General features: G+C 63.2%; 16 protein-coding genes and 1 tRNA gene. 14 read left to right on the forward strand and 3 right to left on the reverse strand.

Features of this window, described 5'->3' with window-relative positions; translation table 11 throughout:
- Positions 1 to 3: 3 nt before the first annotated feature.
- A complete protein-coding gene (locus ACESL8_RS02115) occupies positions 4 to 123 on the forward strand; it encodes an SDR family oxidoreductase (RefSeq protein WP_372915495.1) in 120 nt (39 codons plus the stop codon).
- A 4-nt stretch (positions 124 to 127) separates the two neighbouring features.
- Here the strand turns inward: ACESL8_RS02115 and ACESL8_RS02120 are convergent, their stop codons facing one another.
- Positions 128 to 1921 carry an ABC transporter transmembrane domain-containing protein gene (locus ACESL8_RS02120; RefSeq protein WP_372915463.1) on the reverse strand — a complete coding sequence of 598 codons (1794 nt, stop codon included), beginning with the start codon at positions 1919 to 1921 and terminating at the stop codon, positions 128 to 130.
- Between the two features lie 186 nt (positions 1922 to 2107).
- Here ACESL8_RS02120 and ACESL8_RS02125 point away from each other — a divergent pair, with 186 nt between their 5' ends.
- Positions 2108 to 3412, forward strand: a complete 1305-nt coding sequence (locus ACESL8_RS02125; protein WP_372915497.1) for a polyhydroxyalkanoate depolymerase — start codon at positions 2108 to 2110, stop codon at positions 3410 to 3412.
- 37 nt (positions 3413 to 3449) lie between these two features.
- Positions 3450 to 3905, forward strand: a complete 456-nt coding sequence (locus ACESL8_RS02130) for an N-acetyltransferase family protein (RefSeq protein ID WP_372915467.1) — start codon at positions 3450 to 3452, stop codon at positions 3903 to 3905.
- Positions 3906 to 3909: 4 nt separating this feature from the next.
- On the opposite strand, the gene ACESL8_RS02135 is transcribed toward ACESL8_RS02130, so the two are convergent.
- Positions 3910 to 5685 (reverse strand): ABC-F family ATP-binding cassette domain-containing protein, encoded by a 1776-nt coding sequence (locus tag ACESL8_RS02135; protein ID WP_372915470.1) that lies wholly within the window; start codon positions 5683 to 5685, stop codon positions 3910 to 3912.
- A 199-nt stretch (positions 5686 to 5884) separates the two neighbouring features.
- Here ACESL8_RS02135 and ACESL8_RS02140 point away from each other — a divergent pair, with 199 nt between their 5' ends.
- The 3 genes from ACESL8_RS02140 to ACESL8_RS02150 all read left to right on the forward strand — a co-directional run bounded on the left by ACESL8_RS02140 (position 5885) and on the right by ACESL8_RS02150 (position 8300).
- Positions 5885 to 6169 carry a PepSY domain-containing protein gene (locus ACESL8_RS02140; RefSeq protein WP_372915472.1) on the forward strand — a complete coding sequence of 95 codons (285 nt, stop codon included), beginning with the start codon at positions 5885 to 5887 and terminating at the stop codon, positions 6167 to 6169.
- Between the two features lie 69 nt (positions 6170 to 6238).
- Positions 6239 to 6901: a response regulator transcription factor gene (locus tag ACESL8_RS02145; RefSeq protein WP_372915475.1), complete on the forward strand. Its 663-nt coding sequence runs from the start codon at positions 6239 to 6241 to the stop codon at positions 6899 to 6901.
- Between the two features lie 49 nt (positions 6902 to 6950).
- Complete coding sequence (locus tag ACESL8_RS02150; protein ID WP_372915477.1) at positions 6951 to 8300, forward strand: sensor histidine kinase; 1350 nt, start codon at positions 6951 to 6953, stop codon at positions 8298 to 8300.
- On the opposite strand, the gene ACESL8_RS02155 is transcribed toward ACESL8_RS02150, so the two are convergent.
- Positions 8282 to 8560 (reverse strand): chorismate mutase, encoded by a 279-nt coding sequence (locus ACESL8_RS02155; protein ID WP_372915479.1) that lies wholly within the window; start codon positions 8558 to 8560, stop codon positions 8282 to 8284. The two genes, ACESL8_RS02150 and ACESL8_RS02155, sit on opposite strands and share 19 nt — an antisense overlap.
- Positions 8561 to 8673: 113 nt before the next feature.
- Here ACESL8_RS02155 and ACESL8_RS02160 point away from each other — a divergent pair, with 113 nt between their 5' ends.
- From ACESL8_RS02160 to ACESL8_RS02195, 8 genes are all read left to right on the forward strand, one after another.
- Positions 8674 to 9681: a polyprenyl synthetase family protein gene (locus tag ACESL8_RS02160; RefSeq protein ID WP_372915481.1), complete on the forward strand. Its 1008-nt coding sequence runs from the start codon at positions 8674 to 8676 to the stop codon at positions 9679 to 9681.
- A gap of 56 nt (positions 9682 to 9737) precedes the next feature.
- On the forward strand, positions 9738 to 10016 hold the full coding sequence (locus tag ACESL8_RS02165; protein ID WP_372915483.1) for an NADH dehydrogenase ubiquinone Fe-S protein 4: 279 nt from the start codon (positions 9738 to 9740) through the stop codon (positions 10014 to 10016).
- Complete coding sequence (locus ACESL8_RS02170; protein ID WP_372915485.1) at positions 10016 to 10213, forward strand: hypothetical protein; 198 nt, start codon at positions 10016 to 10018, stop codon at positions 10211 to 10213. The genes ACESL8_RS02165 and ACESL8_RS02170 overlap by 1 nt, the downstream gene beginning before the upstream one ends.
- A 41-nt stretch (positions 10214 to 10254) precedes the next feature.
- A tRNA-Arg gene (locus ACESL8_RS02175) sits at positions 10255 to 10331 on the forward strand.
- A gap of 144 nt (positions 10332 to 10475) precedes the next feature.
- On the forward strand, positions 10476 to 11606 hold the full coding sequence (locus ACESL8_RS02180; RefSeq protein ID WP_372915487.1) for an NAD(P)-dependent alcohol dehydrogenase: 1131 nt from the start codon (positions 10476 to 10478) through the stop codon (positions 11604 to 11606).
- A gap of 297 nt (positions 11607 to 11903) precedes the next feature.
- Entirely contained in the window at positions 11904 to 15116 is a 3213-nt protein-coding gene (locus ACESL8_RS02185; RefSeq protein WP_372915489.1) for a hypothetical protein, read from the forward strand.
- 6 nt (positions 15117 to 15122) lie between these two features.
- On the forward strand, positions 15123 to 20387 hold the full coding sequence (locus ACESL8_RS02190; RefSeq protein ID WP_372915491.1) for a GH36-type glycosyl hydrolase domain-containing protein: 5265 nt from the start codon (positions 15123 to 15125) through the stop codon (positions 20385 to 20387).
- A 57-nt stretch (positions 20388 to 20444) separates the two neighbouring features.
- Positions 20445 to 20648, forward strand: coding sequence for a hypothetical protein (locus ACESL8_RS02195; RefSeq protein ID WP_372915493.1), 204 nt, complete (start codon positions 20445 to 20447; stop codon positions 20646 to 20648).
- The last annotated feature ends 159 nt before the right edge of the window (positions 20649 to 20807 follow it).

The following is a 20807-nucleotide window of genomic DNA, read 5'->3' on the forward strand; positions in this document are numbered from 1 at the left end:
CCGATCGGCCGGTTCGGTCAGCCCAGGGAGATTGGCGACGTTATTGCCTTCCTGGCCAGTGACGAGGCCAGTTTCATTACTGGCGCCGAATTGGTTGTGGACGGCGGCTACACCGCGCAGTGAAAAATCAGGCGGCGATCTGATCGAACTGCAGCCGCGCCAACCGGGCATAAAGGCCGCCGGCGGCCATAAGGCTGTCGTGCGTGCCTTCGGCGACGATACGGCCCTTGTCCATCACCACGATACGATCGGCGCCGCGCACGGTGGCGAGGCGGTGGGCGATGACCAGTGTCGTGCGGTCCTTCATCAGATCATCGAGCGCGGCCTGCACCAGCTGTTCGCTTTCGGCGTCGAGCGCGCTGGTCGCCTCGTCAAGCAGCAGGATCGGCGCATTGCGCAGGATGGCGCGAGCAATGGCGACGCGCTGGCGCTGGCCGCCCGAAAGCCGTGTGCCGCTTTCGCCCAGGAAACTGTGGATGCCTTCGGGCATGTCTTTCAGGAAGCCATCGGCATGGGCGGCTTCGGCCGCAGCCCACACTTCGGCTTCGGTCGCTTCGGGCCGGCCGTAGCGGATATTTTCCAGGGCGCTGGCGGCAAAGATCACGGTTTCCTGCGGCACCACGGCGATGCGCTCGCGGATCTGGTGCGGATCGGCATCCAGGTAAGACACGCCGTCCAGCCGCAATTCGCCGGCCTCTGGATCGTAAAAGCGCTGTACCAGTTGAAACAGCGTGGATTTGCCGGCGCCCGACGGGCCGACCACGGCCACCGTTTCACCGGGCGCGACCTTGAGCGTGAAGCCTTTGAGCGCCGGTGCATCTGGCTTGGACGGATAGTGGAAATGCACGCCGGCCAGTTCAAGTTCGCCGCGGGCCGGGGTCGGCAGCGGCACAGGATGGGCCGGAGCACGGATCATCGGGCGGGCGGCCAGCAATTCTTCCATGCGCCCGGCGGCCCCGGCGGCGCGCATGAAATCGCCATAGACTTCGGTGAGCGTGCCAAACGCGCCGGCGACGATGGCGGCCGCAAACACGAATGCGGCAATCGAACCGCCCGACAGGCGGCCTGAAATCACATCGAGCGCGCCCTGCCACAGCACCAGCGTGATGGCGCCGAAAATGAGCGTGATCACCAACGCCGTCATCACCGCGCGCAGACGGATGCGGCGCTTGGCGGTATCGAAGCTGCGTTCGACGGCGGCGGCAAAGCGGCTGGATTCGCGCGCTTCCTGGGTAAAGGCCTGCACGATGCGGATGGCGCCGAGCACTTCGGAAACCATCGTGCCCATGTCGGCCACCCGATCCTGGCTGGCGCGCGAGATGTCGCGCACCTTGCGGCCGAGGAAAAGGATCGGCGCGATGGTGAGCGGGATCACCAGCATCATCATCAACGTCAGACGCGGGGACACCCAGAACATGTAACCGATGCCGCCGATGCCCATCACCGTGTTTCGCAGGGCGAGGCTGGCCGATGTGCCCACAACCTGTTCGATGACCGACGTGTCCGACGTGATGCGGCTGGCAATCTCGGCGGGACGGTTTTCTTCGAAGAATACCGGATCAAGGCTGATGAGGTGACGCTGCACTGCGGTGCGCAGATCGGCCACCACACGCTCGCCAATCCAGGACACGAAGAAAAAGCGCACGCTTGTGGCCAGACCGAGCATGAGCACAAGGCCAAGGAAGCCCAGGAAGAACGGTGCGATGGCGTCCGGGTCGCTGCCGCGGGCAAAGCCATTGTCCACCACTGTTTTCAGCCCTTGCGGGATGGCCAGTGTGGTGAGCGCGGCAACGCACAACGCGATGACCGCCGCACCAAGTTGCAACGGATACGCACGTGCAAACCGCCACAACAGCTTGAGGCGGGAGAGTTTGCGCTCGGCCGGAGGAGGCAAGGGTGGTTTCGGCGGACGGGGAGCCATGCAGGCTGATAACAGCAGGCCGCGCCACACTCAATGGCAACCGGCCGCGACAAAGCCGGCAACAGCGGTCGTTATATATATGCTGCACCGCACCAGATTAGTTGCACGTTGCAGCCGATTCCGGTTTATGCTGCATGTGCGATATGGAACTGCATCATGAATGCGGCCACGCCGGAAGGAATATTGATGCTTTATACCGCCTTTGAGATGCAGAAAGCCTGGCTGGCCGCGATGGGCATGGCAGCCCAATCCAGTTCCGACTGGTTGCTCAGCCAAGCCAATCCGCTGGCCTGGTCGCCGTCTGCTTCATCGATGGCGCGGGCGCTGGAGGTATTTGCCCACACCGTCGAAGTGCGCGGCAAGCCGGCATTTGGCCTGCTTTCCACCACCGTTGATGGCGTTTCGGTACCAGTTTCGGAAGCGGTGGTGCACCGAAAGCCGTTTGGCCAGCTCAAGCATTTCAAGCGCGCCATTTCCGGTCGCCGCGATCCGCGCATATTGGTGGTGGCGCCGATGTCGGGCCATTACGCGACGCTGCTGCGCGGCACGGTGGAACGGTTGCTTCCTGATCACGAGGTGTACATTACCGACTGGCGCGATGCTCGCCTGGTGCCCACCAGCGAAGGCCATTTCGATCTCAATGATTACGTTGATTATCTGATCGAGTATCTCGAAGTGCTGGGGCCGGACACGCACATGCTGGCGGTGTGCCAGCCTTCGGTGCCGGCGCTGGCTGCCGTGGCTTTGATGAACGAGGATGATCATCCCTGCACGCCGCCCAGCCTGACGATGATGGGCGGGCCGATTGACACACGCAAAGCGCCGACATCGGTGAATGATCTGGCCTCCAAGCGGCCCTACGCCTGGTTCGAGCACACGGTGATCCAGGATGTGCCAGCCATGTATCCGGGCGGCGGCCGCAAGGTTTATCCCGGCTTTCTGCAATTGTCGGGCTTCATGTCGATGAACCTCGCCAATCACATGAATTCGCACTGGGATATGTTCAAGCACCTGGTGGACGGCGACGAAGAATCGGCCGACGCTACCAAAGCTTTCTATGACGAATATCGGTCGGTGTGCGACATGACTGCCGAGTTTTATCTGCAGACGATCGATCTGGTATTTCAGCGCCAGGCGCTGGCCACTGGCCAATTTGAACATCGTGGCCGTATTGTCGATCCGGGCAAGATCACCAGGACCGCGCTGCTGGCGATCGAGGGCGAACGCGACGATATCTCCGGTATCGGCCAGACCAAGGCCGCGCTCGATCTGGCGGTGAACCTGCCGGACAACAAGAAGCAATATCACCTTGCGGAAGGCGCCGGCCATTATGGCATCTTCAACGGCCGCAAGTGGCGCGAGGCAATTGCGCCGGTTATGGAAACGTTTGTGCGCGCCCACGATACTGCCAAGGTTGCGCCGGCGCCGCTGCGCGTGGTGCTGCCGCCGCACATCGAACCAGACGTGACGCCCGGTGTCGAGGTTGCCTGAGCGCGTTTTGACGGTTCGCCTTTTGGCGGCCGCAGACGTGGAGGCATATCGCGCTTTGCGGTTGGCCGGGCTGCACGCTCATCCAGCCGCCTTTGCGGCTGATGCCGACGATGAAGCGGCTTGGCCGGCGGGCGATTGGCTGGCGCGCTTGGCGAAGCGAACGACATTTGGCGCGTTTTTGGGCGTTGATCTTGTTGGCACTGTGGCGCTTGCGTTTCAAACTGGGCGCAAGGTCAGCCATCGCGGATCCCTCGTGGGCGTGTATGTGGCGCCGGTTGCGCGTGGTAGCGGCGCAGGCCCTGCCTTGATCGCAGCCGTGGTGGCTGCGGCTCGCGGCCAGGTCGATGAACTGGTCTTGAGCGTTGGCATCGGCAATGCACCGGCAATTGCGCTGTATCTGGCTTGCGGATTTCGCCCTTACGCAATCGACGAGGATGCCATTCGCGTCGACGGCGTGCGGGTTGATGACGTGCTGATGCGATTGCGACTGTAGACGGTCAACTGGCCAGGCGTTCTTCCATCTCGGCCAGTTTCAACCAGCGCAGTTCCGCTGCTTCCAACTGGGCGCGCAATTTATTGATTTCAGCCATCAGCGCGGAAAAACGGTTTGGATTCTTGGCATAAAGATCGGGATCGCCAATGAGCGTCTCGCGCTTGGCGATATCCTTGCCCAGCGCTTCCATGCGCCCCGGCAAATCGGTGAGTTCGCGCGCATCGATATAGCTTAATTTGCTCAACTTTTTGGCAGCGGGCGTGGCAGCCGTGGTGGGCGCGGCGGAACGGCCCTTGGCCTTGCCGGCGGGCCGCTGGCGCGCCGCCCAGTCACTCCAGCTGCCAACGCTGATTTCGGCATTGCCGTTGCCGTCCATGGCGACAATCATCGTCACCACCCTGTCGAGGAAGGCACGGTCGTGGCTGACCAGCAGCACCGTGCCATCATAATCGCCGATCACGTCCTCGATAAGGTCGAGCGTTTCCATGTCGAGATCGTTGGTGGGCTCATCGAGTACCATCAGATTGGACGGCGTGGCAAATTCACGCGCCAGCAGCAGGCGGGATTGTTCACCGCCCGACAGGGTTTCCGCTGCCGCATCAAGGACGCCGGGATCGAACAGATATTCCTTCAGATAGCCGGCGACATGTTTCTTGGAACCGTTCACCTCGATCCATTCGCCGCCATCGGCCAGCACTTCGCGCACTGTGCGGCCTTTCAGGCGCGCGCGGTGTTGATCGATGATGGTGGGGGCCAAGGCAGCGCTGCGCTTGATGGTGCCGGATGCAGGTTCGATCTGGCCGAGCAGCAGCTTGATCAGGGTCGATTTGCCGGCACCGTTGGGGCCAACGATGCCGATCCGATCGCCCTTGCGCACCCGCAGCGAAAAATCGGTAAGGATGGGCCGATCGCCAAAGGCCAGCGAGATCGCCTTGGCATCCATGAGGATCTTGGAACCGGGATCGCTTGATTCGGTGCTGATGCGCGCTGTTGTCGGGCCGCGATCGAGGCTGCGGCGGGTTTCGCGCAAATCCATCAGCTTGGTCAGTCGCCCGATGTTGCGTTTGCGCCGGGCGGTGACGCCGCGTTGCAGCCAGTGTTCTTCGGCCTTCAGTTTGGTGTCCAGGCGCTGGGCGGTGCGTTCCTCCTCGGCGGCCACGGCTTCGGCCCAGGCATCGAAACCGCCAAAGCCTACTTCGGCCCGGCGCAGCATACCGCGATCCAGCCACAGGCAATTGCGCGTAAGCCGCGTCAAGAACGTACGATCGTGGCTGATCACCACCAGCGCGCAGCGGCTACGATCCAGCCAGTTTTCCAGCCATTCGATGGCATTGATATCGAGATGGTTGGTAGGCTCATCGAGCAGCAGCAGATCGGGTGCCTCAGCCAGTACCCGCACCAGCGCAGCGCGGCGACGCTCGCCGCCCGATGCGGTGGCGGCCGGGCGATCAAGATCAAGCCCCAGTTGATCGGCCAGAGCGGCGATGTCATGAGCCTGGGCGCCGCCAGCCATGGCATAGGCTTCGAGCGTGGCGAATCCCCCCATCGGCGGATCCTGTTCCAGCCGGCCGATGCGCAAGCCGCCCGATGCTGCCCGCCGGCCGCTGTCAGCTTCGATGCTGCCGTCGATGATTTTGAGCAAGGTCGACTTGCCGGCCCCGTTGCGGCCGATCAACGCCACGCGGTCACGCGCATCGAGGGTGAGCGACAGGCCTTGGAACAGCCAGCCGGTGCCGGTTTTCAGGCCGATGGCATCAAGAGTGAAAATGGGTTCGGGCATGCGCAAGCGCAGTGGCCTGTCGCGCCGCTGCTGGCAAGAGGCAGCGGTTGCACACATGCCATCCATGCGGCACAAGGATCATTCATCTCGGTCGCTTGCAATCCGTTCATGTTCAGGACGGGTTCAAGCGATGGCGGGCAGGGTGGCGATCTCAAGGACCGCCGGTGAAGTAATTTCAGCGGGGCCGATTGGCAGGACCATGCGTGTGCGCAACCTTCTTTTCGCTTTCACCAGCCTGGCACTTGCCGTTCCGGTGCTGGCCGGCCCCAACGACGTGCACGACATGGTGCGCGCCGGAGAGATCATGCCGCTGGAGGCGATCCAGCGCCGGGTGGTGCAGGAAACCCCGGGAGAGTATGTCGGTGTGCAATTCGATCAGGCCAGCCGCACCTACCGGTTCCGGTTCATGCGCGAGGGCAATCTGATCAATATTGATGTTGATGCCCGCACCGGCGTACGGGTGCAGCGCCGGCAAAGCTTTTGATGACGGGGCGGCGGCACTGGGCAGCGCCGCCAGCTTGACAGGAGCAGATGAAAACGTGGACGGGGCCCAATGCGAATACTGATCGTCGAAGACGAGCCAAATCTGCGCCGCCAGCTGAAAAATGCGCTGGAACAGGCGGGCTATGCCGTGGATGTCGCAAGCGACGGTGAAGAAGGCCATTATCTGGGTTCCAATGAAGCCTATGACGCGGTCATCCTCGATCTTGGTTTGCCGGGCCTTGATGGCCTGACCGTGCTCGATCGCTGGCGCCGGGAAGGCCGCATCATGCCGGTGCTGGTGTTGACTGCGCGCGACAGTTGGTCAGACAAGGTTGCCGGCCTTGATGCCGGTGCCGACGATTATCTGGCCAAGCCGTTCCAGATCGAGGAATTGGTGGCGCGGCTGCGCGCCATCATCCGCCGTGCCGCAGGGCAGGCGACATCGGAATTGACGGCTGGCGGCGTGCGTCTTGATGGCCGCTCGGGCCGGGTGACCCTGAACGGCGAACCGGTGAAGCTCACGGCTCAGGAATTCAAGCTGCTCAGCTATCTGATGCACCACAAAGGCAAGGTGGTCAGCCGAACCGAGCTGATCGAACATATATACGACCAGGATTTCGATCGCGATTCCAATACGATCGAAGTGTTCATCACGCGCATCCGCAAAAAACTGGGTGCCGATCTGATCATGACCACGCGCGGCCTTGGCTACAGTCTCAACGACCAGCTCTGAACCGCAGCCGCCGGCTGATATCAGCACCGGCCGCTCGCTTCAGCGGCGCATGGTGCTGATCGCATCGGTGTGGATAACCATGTTGCTTGGCGTGGGCGGGCTGGCGCTGGTGAGCGTTCTCGATGATACGCTCACAGCCAGTTTCGACGAACAGCTGGCCAACAATCTCAACGCCATGATCAACGCCGCCGAATTGGACGAGGTGGGCGACGTGCGCCTGCTGCGCCAAATGGGTGACCAGCGTTTTGCCGAGCCTTATTCTGGTCTTTACTGGCAGGTGTCGGAGGGCGGCCATGCACCGTTTCCATCGCGCAGCCTGTGGGATCGCCAGTTGGCAGCGCCGGCCCGCGATCAGGATTGTCGAAACCCCGGCAAATATGAAAGCACGCAGTTTCCCGGCGAAACACTGCGGGTATTGGCGCGCAGCGTACGCTTGCCCGGCGCGGCGCAGCCATTCCTGTTTCAGGTGGCGCAGTCCAGTCGCGATCTCGATCGGCAACTGGCGCGCACGCGCACCATCGTCGGCTGGAGCCTCGGGGTATTGGGCATCGGCCTCATCATCATGGTTGGCCTGCAATCCATCTATGGCCTGGCGCCTTTGCGGCGCGTGTCGGATGCCATCGCCGACATCCGGTCGGGCCGGGCGCGGCGGGTGAATGCGCAATTCCCGGTGGAAGTTGAACCGCTGGTTGCCGAAATCAACGAGTTGCTGGCCCACGGTGAGGCCCAATCCGAAGCCGCGCGCCGCCACGCCGGCAATTTGGCCCACGCCCTGAAAACCCCGATGAGCGTGCTGTTGGGCGAGGCGCGCGGCCGTGATGATCCACTGGCCCGCGCCATCGAAGCCCAGGTGCAGGTGATGCGCCGCCATGTCGATCACCAGCTGGCCCGTGCCCGCGCCGCCGGCCGCCGTGCTGCCTCCACCGCCCGCACCCCGTTATGGCCGGCGCTGGAGGCGATTGCCCGCACGGTGGGGCGGATCCATCAGGGCAAGGTGCTGATCGATCTGGCCGGAATGCGCGACGCGGCTTTTCGCGGCGAGCGCCAGGATCTGGATGAAATGCTGGGCAATCTGATTGACAACGCCGCCCTGCACGGCGGCGGCCGCGTGTTCATCACGGTTGAGACCGAAGCCGACATGGTACGCATTCTGGTGGAGGATGACGGCAGGGGCATTGCGCCAGACCAGCGCAACCGGCTGTTCGAACGCGGCGAGCGGCTGGACACGGATAAGCCCGGCACCGGCCTTGGCCTTGCCATCGTCAAGGATGTGGCTGAACTTTATGGCGGCAGTGTCGAACTTGGCACTTCGGAGGATCTGGGCGGCCTGCTGGTGATTCTCAGCCTGCCCAGGGCATTTCAGGGCGGGCAGCCGGATGTTCAGCCGCGCGCCGCCTGATGGTGGCGGATCACTTCGTCGATGATGAAGCGCAGGAATTTTTCGGAAAATTCAGGATCGAGATTGGCGCTGGCTGCCAGCGTACGCAGGCGAGCAATCTGTTCCGTCTCGCGGCCCGGATCGGCTGGCGGCAGTCCGGTTTCGGCCTTGTATCGGCCCACCGCCTGGGTTGTCTTGAAGCGTTCGGCCAGCATGAACACGAGAGCCGCATCGATATTGTCAATGCTCTGGCGATAGGCCTCCAATACTTGATCGGTCACGCTGTTTCCCCTACCCGGCCGCCGCCCGGGGCGCCGACCCTCTTTTGCGGCACAGCAGCGCGGGGGGCAAGGCCACGCTTGCGCGCCCGGCAGCTTTCGGTAAGGAAAACGATGTGAGTGCCACAGTCCATAACCTTCGTCGAGAGCCGTCCATCCAGGCTCTGCTGAACCTGACGGCACCCGGGCTCAACGCAGTGAACCACGTCATCCTCGATCGCATGCAGTCGCAGGTGGCGCTGATCCCGGAACTGGCCGGCCATCTGATCGCCGGCGGCGGCAAACGGCTGCGCCCGATGCTCACTTTGGGGTGTGCCAACCTGCTTGGATATGAAGGTACGCGCCATTACAAGCTCGCGGCAGCCGTGGAGTTCATCCACACCGCCACGCTGCTGCACGACGACGTGGTCGACGCATCGGGTCTGCGCCGCGGCAAAGCCACGGCAAATGCGCTTTACGGCAATCCGGCCAGTGTGCTGGTGGGTGATTTCCTGTTCAGCCGCGCCTTTGAACTGATGGTGGAAGACGGCTCGCTTCGCGTTCTCAAGATTCTTTCTCGTGCGTCGGCGGTGATTGCCGAAGGCGAAGTGGCGCAGCTCACGGCCCAGCGCGACGTATCGACCACCGAAGATCGCTATCTGGAGATCATCAGCGCCAAGACAGCCGCGCTGTTCGCTGCCGCTTGCCAGATTTCCGGCGTGGTCGCCGAACGCGACGACAAGGCCGAAGCAGCGCTGGCCAGCTATGGCCGCTATCTCGGCATCGCGTTCCAGTTGGTGGATGATGCCATCGATTATGTGTCGGATGCGGAAACCATGGGCAAGAACGCCGGCGACGATTTTCGCGATGGCAAGATCACCCTGCCGGTGATCCTGGCCTATGCTCGCGGCAACGAGGAAGACCGCGAATTCTGGCGCCGCGCCATGAGCGGCAAAGCCAATGGCGACGTCGAACTTGCCCGCGCCGGGGAGCATCTGCGCACCACCAACGCCGTTACCGACACCATGGCCCGCGCTCGACATTACGGCCAGCGCGCCATCGATGTGCTCGGCAGCTTCCCAAAGGGCCTGGCCCGCGACGCGCTCACCGAAACGGTCGAGTTTGCCATCGCCAGGGCGTATTGACGGCCAGTTGACGGCAAGCCCTTGCCTGCGGGGCGGGGCCACGGCAGAGGAAGATCATGCACGCTCGTCTGTACCAACGCCCCAAGCACGCCATGCAATCCGGCCGCGCCCGCACCGGCGAATGGCTGCTTGAATTCGAACGCGACGATCGCATGCGCGCCGATGCGCTCACCGGTTGGAGTGGCAGCGGCTTCACTGCTGGCCAGCTACAGCTGCGTTTTGCCACCCAGGAAGCCGCGTTGGCCTATGCTGCTGCCAACGATCTGGAGGTGGAGATCGTCACGCTTGGGCCGCGCGTGTTGAAGATTCAGGCCTACGCCGACAATTTCCGCTGATGCGCTCCACCTTCGCCTCGGCGACGGTGCGGCTGTATCGGCTGGACGAAGGTGATCCGGTTGCCGAAACGCTTTTCTACGGCCCACTGGCCGAAGCGTTGGCCATCGCCGCAGCTCAATCCGAAGCCGTGCAGCTAATGTTGTGGATCGCCACCGACAACGATGTGGCCGCTTATCTTGACATTGCCGACGACTAGGGCTGGATTTTCGGCCGGGAAGGGGGCATCTGCGCACCAACGCGCCCATAGCTCAGCTGGATAGAGCACGGGCCTTCTAAGCTCGGGGTCGCAGGTTCGAGTCCTGCTGGGCGCGCCAATTGCCTGGAAATCCGCAATAAAGCGTGGTGCGGGGCCAATCGAAATTTGGCTGGCGAGCAAAACTGCAAATCTTGCTTTTCGGAAGGATCAAATCCTCGACAGTATCGTTGTGAGTTTACACTCCATAACGAAAAGGCTTTCCATGACCACTATCGGGTACGGTTCTTTGGGAGCCGATAAAAGCCTTGTTCCTGTCATCTTTGACCGCGAACCACTGCGTGCCGGCGAGGTGGCGATCGACATCGCTTTTTGTGGCGTTTGCCATTCCGATATCCACCAATGCGCCGATGATTGGGAAAACACGGTGTGGCCTTGCGTGCCGGGCCACGAAATCGTTGGAACAGTGACGGAAGTTGGCGACGGCGTGCCGGAATTTTCGGTGGGGCAGACAGTTGGTGTCGGCTGCATGATCAACAGTTGCCAGACGTGCGAGCCATGCAAGGCGGGCGACGAGCAATATTGCGCGGGGCCCAAAAGCAGCACCTTTACCTATAATGGCCCCAAGAAGCCTGACGGCACCAACAGCTATGGTGGCTACAGCGACAGCATCGTGGTGCGAAAAGAGTTTGTCCTGACAATTCCGGACGGCATCGACCCTGCCGAAGCCGCGCCAATATTGTGTGCCGGGGTCACGACCTATCAACCGATGAAGCACTTTGGGCTGAAAAAGGGGCAAACCCTGGGTGTCGCCGGGATTGGCGGGCTGGGACATATGGCGGTGCAGATCGGCAAGGCGATGGGAGCGACGGTGGTGGCCTTCACGACATCAGCAGGCAAAGTTGCTGCTGTCCTGGCGTTGGGAGCCGACAAGGTGGTGGTTATGGACGATGACGCCGCAGTCGAGGCAGCAGCGCAGACGCTCGACATGATGATCGATACCGTTCCCTACCCGCATGATATTGCCGACTATCTTGGGTTCATGATGCCGGGTTCAACGTTGGTGGTTGTTGGCAACATGATGCAGTTTGATGCGTTCAACCCCGGGCCAATGGTCTTCAACCGGATATCGCTCGCTGGTTCGTTGATTGGCGGTGTTGGCGACACGCAAGAGGTTTTGGATCTGTGCGCCGAGCACGGCATCAGACCCGAGATCGCGGTGATCGACATTGCCGACATCAACGATGCCTTCCAGCGTATCAAAGATGACGACGTCCGTTTCCGGTATGTGATCGATATGGCGTCGCTCAAGGCGGAGCGCGGCGAGATCGTCCGCACTGGCACAAGGCTCGAAGCGCCGACACGCGGTGAACCAGGTTCCGGGATGAAGGCCTGACGTGAATTTTTCAACATCTGGCCGGCACAAGCAAAAATCCTCAATGATCTGAGTCCACATTTCATCGCCCCTGGCTGGCCATATTTGTTGCCCGCCAAAGCATGGCCGAAGGAACAAATCCGCCTGCCGATGATTGTGTGTTTAAGGGCTGCCGGGTCCGCAACGCGATAGGTGGTTGATGATGAAGGTGCGCGGTCCCACATGGTCCGGGCTGATCCGGTTGTGGGGCTCGAGCACATTCGGCAACGGTCAGAAAAGCGGTAACGGCCTTCAGGGGTCGCAGCTGCGAAGCCAGCAATGATCGCAGGATTGTTCCGCACTCGCCCTTCGCCATGGTTTGGCGATAAGCCAATTCGCGAGGAATTGTTCGGTGTTGAACGCCTGGAGGACCATGCTCGCAGCTTGGCGTGGGCGCAGGCGGCCGACACGGCGCCGCGGCGCGGCGTGTCGCTGAGCACCCGGCTAGCGGATAACGAAAACAGCTTGCGGCAGACATTTCGCGCCACCATGCGCGGCCTGCAGGCAGCCACGCCAATCACGCCGGCGGCCGAATGGCTGGTCGATAATTTCCATTTGGTCGAACGCCATATACGGGATGTTCGCGCAAATCTGCCGCCGGCGTTTTATCGTCTGTTGCCCAAGCTGGTTGCTGGCCCGTTCGCCGGCTTTCCGCGCGTGTTCGGCATTGCATGGGCCTATGTGGCGCACACGGACAGTCGTTTCGACGCAGAGGTGCTCACGCGCTTTATCCGCGCATATCAGCAAGTCCAGCCGCTTACGATCGGCGAATTGTGGGCGGTCGCGACCACATTGCGCATCGTCCTGATCGAAAATCTGCGGCGATTTGCCGTGCGGATCGAGCATAGCCAGGCCGAACGCCAGGCGGCCGATGCGCTGGCTGATCGATTGCTGGGGACGGAAACGGGCGTCGCCGAACCGGTGGCACAGGTTCTCGTTAGCCATGTTGGCCCGGTAACCGACGCGTTCGCCGTGCAATTTGTCCACCGGTTGCAAATCCACAGCGACGGGGTCGCGCATGCGCTGAAATGGCTTGACGCACGGCTTGCGGAGCGCGGCACGAGCAGCAATGCCGCCATTATTTCCGAGCAGGAACGCCAGATCGGCGCCACTGTCACTGTGCGCAACATCATCACCAGCATGCGGGTGATGTCGGAAATTGACTGGTCGGTGTTGTTCGAGAAAATGTCGCCGGTGGATGATCTGCTGGCTGAGAACGACACCTACCGGGCGATGGATTTCGCCAGCCGCAACCATTACCGCACCGCCATCGAGATGCTGGCGCGAAGTTCCCCCTTGTCCGAAGTCGAGGTGGCAGCGCGCGCGCTTCAGGCTGCCGGCAGGGCGCGTTTTGCCGGGGCCGACGGCGATCCGCGTCGGGGCGATCCCGGTTATTATCTGGTGGCGGCGGGCCGGACGGCGCTGGAGGCCGAAATCGGCTATCGCGCGCCCATCAGGGCGTGGCCCCGCAGATTGGGCCGCAAGCTGGGCGTGCTGGGTTATGGCGGGGTGATCATGGCGGTGGCCGCATTGGTGCTGCTGGTGCCTGCTCTGGCGCTGGTGGCCTTGAAAGTCGCCCCGCTGTGGGTGCTTCTGCTGCTGGTTCTGGGCGCCATCCCGGCGCTTGATGCTGCCGTGGCCTTTGTCAACGCCGGGGTGACGCGCGTTATTCCGGCAACGTTCCTGCCGGCGCTGGAATTGCGGCAGGGCGTTCCCGCCGATCTGCGCACGCTGGTGGCGGTGCCGGTGATGTTGACATCAGAACGCAGCATTACCGATCAGATTGAAACGCTGGAAATCCATCATCTTGCCAGCCTTGAAGGCGATGTGCATTTCGCGTTGCTGTCGGACTGGGCTGATGCGCCGGCCGAAACCCAGGCGGCCGACGCCGCTCTGCTGGCATTGGCCAGTGATGGCATCGCAAGCCTGAACGCCCGTTACCCGGCGATTGCTGGGGGCGACCGGTTCCTGCTGCTGCACCGGCGGCGGCAGTGGAGCCGCAGCGAAGGCGTGTGGATGGGGTGGGAGCGCAAGCGCGGCAAGCTGCACGAACTGAACCGCCTGCTGCGCGGCGCCGCTGATACCAGCTTCATTACGGCAAATGGCCGGGCACCGATCGTTCCCGAAGCCGTCCGGTTCGTCATCACGCTTGATGCCGATACGCGGCTGCCGCGCGATACGGTGCGGCGGCTGATCGGCAAGCTGGCGCATCCACTCAACCAGCCGCGCCTTGATCCGGCCAGCGGGCGTGTTGTCGAAGGCCATGGCCTGCTGCAACCGCGCATCACGCCGGCGCTGGCGATCGGGCACGAAGGATCATGGTATCAGCGGCTGTTTTCCAGCCACAGCGGCATCGATCCTTATTCGGCCGCGGTGTCCGATGTTTATCAGGATCTGTTTGGCGAGGGATCTTACGCCGGCAAGGGCATTTACGATGTCGATGCCTTTGAAGCGGCGCTGGCCGGGCGGGTGCCTGAGGCAGCCTTGCTCAGCCATGATCTGTTCGAAGGCGTGTTTGCCCGCGCCGGGCTGGCCAGCGATGTGGAAGTGGTGGAGGAATTCCCCGAACGCCATGACGTTGCGTCGGGCCGCAATCATCGCTGGGCGCGCGGCGACTGGCAGTTGCTGCCCTGGATTTTGGGTCTCGACAGCGGGGCCGGCAAGGCGGTGCCGTTGACCGGTAGGGCCAAGATGATCGACAATCTGCGGCGCAGCCTGACGGCGCCGGCCGCCATCGGCGCGCTATTTGCCGGCTGGCTGCTGCCGCTGCCGGCGGCCCTGTCGTGGACGCTGTTCATGGTGCTGGTGCTGGCCGTGCCGGCGCTGATCCCGTTACTGGAAAGCCTGCTGCGGTGGCCACCGGGCATTGCTGCTGGCGCGCAACTGCGCGTGCTGGGTGCCGATTTCCGTCTTGCGGCCGCGCGCTGGGGGCTGGTGATCATGTTTCTGGCTGATCAGGCCTGGCTGATGGGCGATGCCATCGGGCGCACCCTCGTGCGCTTGGCGATCACGCGCCGCAACATGCTGCAATGGGTGCCGGCGGCGCAGCTGGCCGATGCGATGGTGCTGGATACGCGCGGCTTTTACCGTCGAATGCCTGGCGCGGTCATCCTTGCCATAATCGGGGTCGCCGTTGCCGTTGGCGGCGGCGAGGCGACCTGGCCTTTGGCGCTGGCGTTTGGTGTGCTCTGGCTGACATCGCCAGCGTTGGCCTGCCGGATCAGCACGCCTCCAGTGCTGCCGCAGCGGCTGACACTGGACGCAGACGACACCGACATGCTGCGCCTGATCGCGCGGCGTACCTGGCGCTATTTTGAATTCGTGGTGACGTCGGCCGACAACATGTTGCCGCCGGACAATTTTCAGGAAAGCCCGCTGCCGGTCATCGCGCGCCGCACGTCGCCCACCAACATCGGGCTGTACCTGCTTTCGGTGGTGAGTGCGCGCGATTTTGGCTGGATTGGCACCCAGGAAGCAATCGATCGGCTGTAGGGGACGATGGCAACGCTGGCGCGCCTGCAGCGGTGTCGTGGGCATTTCTACAACTGGTACGACACCGGAGATTGCCGGGTGCTCGATCCACCTTACGTCTCGTCGGTGGACAGCGGCAATCTTGCTGGCCATCTGATCGCGCTGGCCAATGCGTGTGAGGAATGGCGTGAGGCGCCGCACGCGGATAATGCCCGACTAGCCGGCGCGCGCGATGCATTCGCGATTTTCATGACCTTTCCTGCTGTGAACCCCCGGCTCCATGCAGCGACATTGGCGCTGGCGGCAAAGCTGCACGCCGGGGCGGATGTGGATTGGCAGGATCTTGCCGCTGTCGCCGCCAAGGCCGAAGCCGAACTGGCCGACGCCGAGCTGGCCGAAGCAGCCTTGCCCAGCGACGAGGATCGCCGATATTGGCTGGCCGCGGTTGGCGCCGCCATCGCAAGCCATCACCGGGATGCGCAGCGGGATGCAGATGTCGCAATCACGGCGGAACGGTTGCAGCATCTGGCCGCTGCCGCTCGCCAGTTGGCGATGGGCATGGACTTTGCCTTCATGCTGCACCCCGACCGCAAGCTGCTGTCGATCGGCTATTCGGACGCCACCGGCGCGTTGGACGACAATCATTATGATCTGCTCGCGTCCGAAGCTCGGCTGGCCAGCTTTTTTGCCATCGCCAAGGGCGACGTGCCGGCCCGGCACTGGTTCAGGCTTGGCCATGCCGTCACGATGGTCACGGCGGGGCCGGTGCTGGTGTCGTGGTCGGGCTCGATGTTTGAATATCTCATGCCGGCGCTGGTCATGTGCCCACCGGCCGGCAGCCTGCTTGAACGCACCGAATGCCGGGTTGTGGCGGCGCACATCGAATATGGCGATCAGCATGGTCTGCCATGGGGCATCTCGGAATCGGCGTTCAATGCGTGCGATCTCGAAATGACCTATCAATATTCCAATTTCGGCGTGCCGGGCCTCGGGCTGAAGCGGGGCCTGATCGATGATTTCGTGGTGGCGCCCTATGCCACGGCATTGGCTGCGATGGCGCAGCCGCATGCCGCCATTGCCAACTTCAAACGCCTGGATGGTGCCGGCGCGATGGGCCGCTTCGGCTATTTCGACGCGCTGGATTACACGGCCTCACGGCTGCCGGCCGGGCGTACGGTCGCCATCGTGCGCAATTTCATGGCGCATCATCAGGGCATGACGATCGTCGCGCTGGCCAACAGCGTGTTTGGCGGCGTGATGTGCAATCGCTTTCACGCCGAACCGCTGGTAAAGGCGGCGGAACTGCTGCTGCAGGAACGCATGCCGCGCCTGGTGGCAGCGGTGCGCGCAGCTGCTGTCGACGAAACTCAACCGGCAGCAAAGGCACCGTTGATCAGCCGATTTGTTGGCCGCCACTTTTCTACGCCGCACACACGCAGCCCGGCAACGCATCTGTTGTCAAACGGCCGCTACTCGCTGATGCTTACCGCTGCCGGATCGGGCTACAGCCGCTGGCGCGATATCGCCGTCACCCGCTGGCGCGAAGACGCGACCTGTGACGACCGGGGGTCGCATATCTTCGTGCGCGATGCCGAAAATGGCGAGATCTGGTCGGCCGGCTATCAGCCTACCCGCCGCGAACCCGACAGCTATTCGGTCAGCTTCAACGAAGACCGTGCCGAATTCGTCCGGCGCGACGGCGATCTGACAACCAGCATGACCGTGCTGGTTTCGGCCGAGGATGACAGCGAGGTGCGGCGCGTTTCGATCAGCAATGGCGGCACCCGGGTCCGCACGGTTGAAATCACCTCCTTTGCAGAACTCGCGCTGGCACCCCAGGCCGCCGATGTGGCCCATCCGGTATTTTCCAGATTATTCATAGAAACAGAATGGCTTGCCGGCGCACACGCACTGCTGGCACGGCGCCGGCAACGCGACCCGGCAGACCGCGAAACATGGGCCGCCCACCTGATTGTGGCGGACGACAAGGCCGTGGGCTCATGCGAATTCGAAACAGATCGCGCCCAATTCCTTGGCCGGGGCGGCAGCCTGCAGCGCCCGCGGGCCGTAGCCGATGGACGGTCGTTGTCGGGCTCGGCCGGCGCTGTGGTCGATCCGGCGTTCGTGCTGCGCACCCGGGTGCGTGTGGCCCCTGGCGAAACCGCGCATGTCGCGTTCTGGACGATGATCGGCTCCAGCCGGCAGGAAGTGCTGGAGATGATCGACAAGCACAGCGCGCCAATCGCCTATGAACGCGCCGCCACCCTGGCCTTCACTCAAGCCCAGATTCAGCTCCACCATTTGCGGCTTGGTGCCGGCCAGGCAGCGCAGTTCCAACGGTTGGCTGGCCACATGTTATATGTTTCCGCTGGTTTGCGGCCATCCGCTGCCGCCATTGCACAAGGCGCTGGCCCACAATCGGGCCTGTGGTCGCTGGGCATTTCGGGCGACCTGCCGGTCATCGTGCTGCGCATTGCGGATATCGAGCATTTGTCGGTGGCGCGGGAGGTGATGCAGGCGACTGATTATTGGCGGATGAAACAACTGCCGTTCGATCTGGTCATCATCAACGAACGCGGCACGTCTTATGTGCAGGATCTGCAAAGCGCGCTGGAAGTGCTGGTGCGGGCCAGCCAGTCACGCGCGCAGTTCGGCGAGCGCAGTCCTGGCACCGTGTTCGTGCTGCGCGCCGACCTTGTTCCTTACAGCACTCGTGATCTGCTGCTGTCGGCGGCGCGGGTGGTAATCGATGCGCACAATGGCCCATTGGCCAACCAGCTTGATGCGCGGCGCGAGCCCGCACTGCTGCGGCGCCTGCCGCGCCTGCCGGCAGCAGTAAAACCTGATCGGTTCGCCGCGCTGCCAACGCTGGAGTTTTTCAACGGGATTGGCGGCTTTGCCGAAAACGGGCGCGAGTATGTGATCGTGCAGGGGCCGGGCCAGACAACGCCGCTGCCGTGGATCAACGTCATCGCCAACGCCGGTTTCGGCTTTCAGGTGTCGGCCGATGGCGCCGGGTTCACCTGGGCCGCCAACAGCCGCGAACACCAGTTGACGCCGTGGTCCAACGATCCGGTTGGCGATCCTTCAGGCCAGGCCTTTTATATTCGCGATGATGACGACGGTGCGTTGTGGAGCCCGACCGCCGCGCCGATCCGTGATCCGGCCGGCACCTATGTCGCGCGCCATGGCTGGGGCTACAGCAGGTTTGAACATGCCGTGTCGGGGTTGGAGTTCGGTCTGATCGAATTTGTGCCGATTGCCGATCCGATCAGGATTTCGCGGCTGACCATCCGCAATGTCTCTGGCCGGGTGCGGCGGCTCACGGTGGCTGCCTATGTGGAATGGGTGCTGGGGGCCTCAAAGGCCGCTGCTGCGCCGTTCGTGGTTACCCGCGTTGATCCGGCCAGCGGCGGGATGTTTGCCAGCAACGCCTGGGTGCCGGCCTTTGCCGACCGCACGGCCTTTTTCGATCTGGGCGGCCGCCAGACCAGCCACAGCGGCGATCGGCGAGAATTCATCGGCCGCGGCGGCGATGCCGGCGATCCAGCTGCGATGGCAGCCCGCGCGCCGCTGTCCAACCGGGTTGGCGCCGGTCTTGATCCCTGCGGCGCGATGCAGACGCAGATCGAACTGGCGGACGGCGCCAGCATCGAAATCGTCTGCCTGCTGGGGGAAACGGTGGGTGACGATGCTGCCCGCGCGTTGATCGAACGCTACCGCGCCGCCGATCTTGATGCCGTTCTGGCCGAAGTCACCGCCGATTGGGCCGATGTGCTGGGCGCGGTGGAAGTGACGACGCCGGATCGCTCGCTCGACATCATGCTGAATGGCTGGCTGCTGTATCAAACCCTGGCCTGCCGCATTCGCGCGCGCGCCGGATTTTATCAGGCCAGCGGCGCCTATGGTTTCCGTGATCAGTTGCAGGATGTGATGGCGGTGGCATCGGTGCGCCCGGCCATTGCCCGGGCCCAGATCGTGCGGGCGGCTGGCCGCCAGTTTGTCGAAGGCGATGTGCAGCATTGGTGGCTGCCGCAGGCGGGCAATGGCGTGCGCACGCGCTTTGCCGATGACCGCGTCTGGCTGGCTTTGGTGACGGCGCATTATCTGGGGGCAACCGGTGATGCAGCGATCCTGGAGGAGGATATTGCGTTTCTCGATGGGCCAGTGCTGGCACCCGGCCAGATGGAAAATTTCTTCCAACCCGGCATCAGCGACCAGTCGGCCAGCTTGTACGAACATTGCGCGCGGGCGCTCGATGCCAGTCTTGGCACCGGTGTGCATGGCCTGCCGTTGTTTGGCGGCGGCGACTGGAACGACGGCATGAACCGTGTCGGCCATGACGGCGTGGGCGAAAGCGTGTGGATGGGGTGGTTCCTGGCCGCCAGTCTGGCTGCGTTCCTGCCGATCGCCGCTGCGCGCAGCGACACGGCGCGGGTTGCGGCGTGGACGGCCCATGCCGCCGACTTGCGCGCTGCGCTGGACCGCGAAGCCTGGGATGGTGACTGGTATCGGCGCGGCTGGTTCGATGATGGGTCGCCGCTGGGATCGTTGGCAAGTGACGAATGTCGCATCGATTCGATTGCTCAATCGTGGGCGGTGATCGCTGGCGGCGGTGATCCGACGCGCGCTCGCCGCGCCATGGCATCGGCGATGCGCGAGCTGGTTTCGTCGGAAACCGGGCTGGCGCTGCTGTTTGCGCCGCCGTTCGATCAAACGCCGCATGATCCCGGCTATATCAAGGGCTATCCGCCGGGCATCCGTGAAAACGGTGGCCAATATACCCATGCCGCGCTCTGGTCGGTGATCGCACTGGCGATGCTGGGGGATGGCAACCAGGCGGGGGCTCTGCTTGCCATGCTCAACCCGATCAACCACAGCCTCACGCTGGCCGAACTGCACCGCTACAAGGTGGAGCCTTATGTGATTGCAGCCGATGTGTATTCGCGGCCGCCCAATGTCGGGCGCGGCGGTTGGACCTGGTATACCGGCGCTGCCGGCTGGATGCAGCGCGCCGGCGTCGAACATGTGCTCGGCGTGCGCGTGCGCGACGGCTTTCTGGAGATAGACCCCTGTATTCCCGATCATTGGCCGGAGTTCGATGTCCGGTTTGATCACGCCGGCTGCCGCTACCAGATTAACGTCACCAACCCGCACCGCGTGAACCGCGGTATCGCCGCTGCCGTGGTGGCTGGCATTGCACTTGCGCCCGGCCCGGTGCGGATCGCGCTTCGGCCCGGCGCGCCCGACTGCGTCGTCAAGATTATTCTCGGCCGGCCGCAAGCGACGTGAACAAAAGCGCGGCTCAAGCGTTCTCTCGGCAGACATGCTGAAAATGGAGGTGCTGCCGTGATTGTTTTCGATATCGTCGAGGAACCCTATGGCTGGGCCGTTCGCCGGGATGAATGCATGATGATGCCCGCCACCTGCCGCGAGGCCGCAATTGCGGCCGCCGAACAAATGGTGCGTGCGCTGGGCAGCCAGGGCGAGCCGGCACAGGTGCAACTCGCTGGCTTTTCCGCCGCCGGCAGCAACAACGGCATGCCGGACTGAACGGGCAAGGGCGGGGAACTTTCGGTCACATGGCTGGTTGCCGTGGACACACCACGAAAGGACCTGACCCATGGCCGAAAAGCAGACGCCGTCCCCCGCGCATGATAACAGCCTTCACGATTTTCAGCCCGGATCAGGGCCCGGTGCAGGCAAGCCAAG

This window comes from Sandarakinorhabdus sp. (genome assembly GCF_041689835.1).
GTDB lineage: Bacteria > Pseudomonadota > Alphaproteobacteria > Sphingomonadales > Sphingomonadaceae > Sandarakinorhabdus.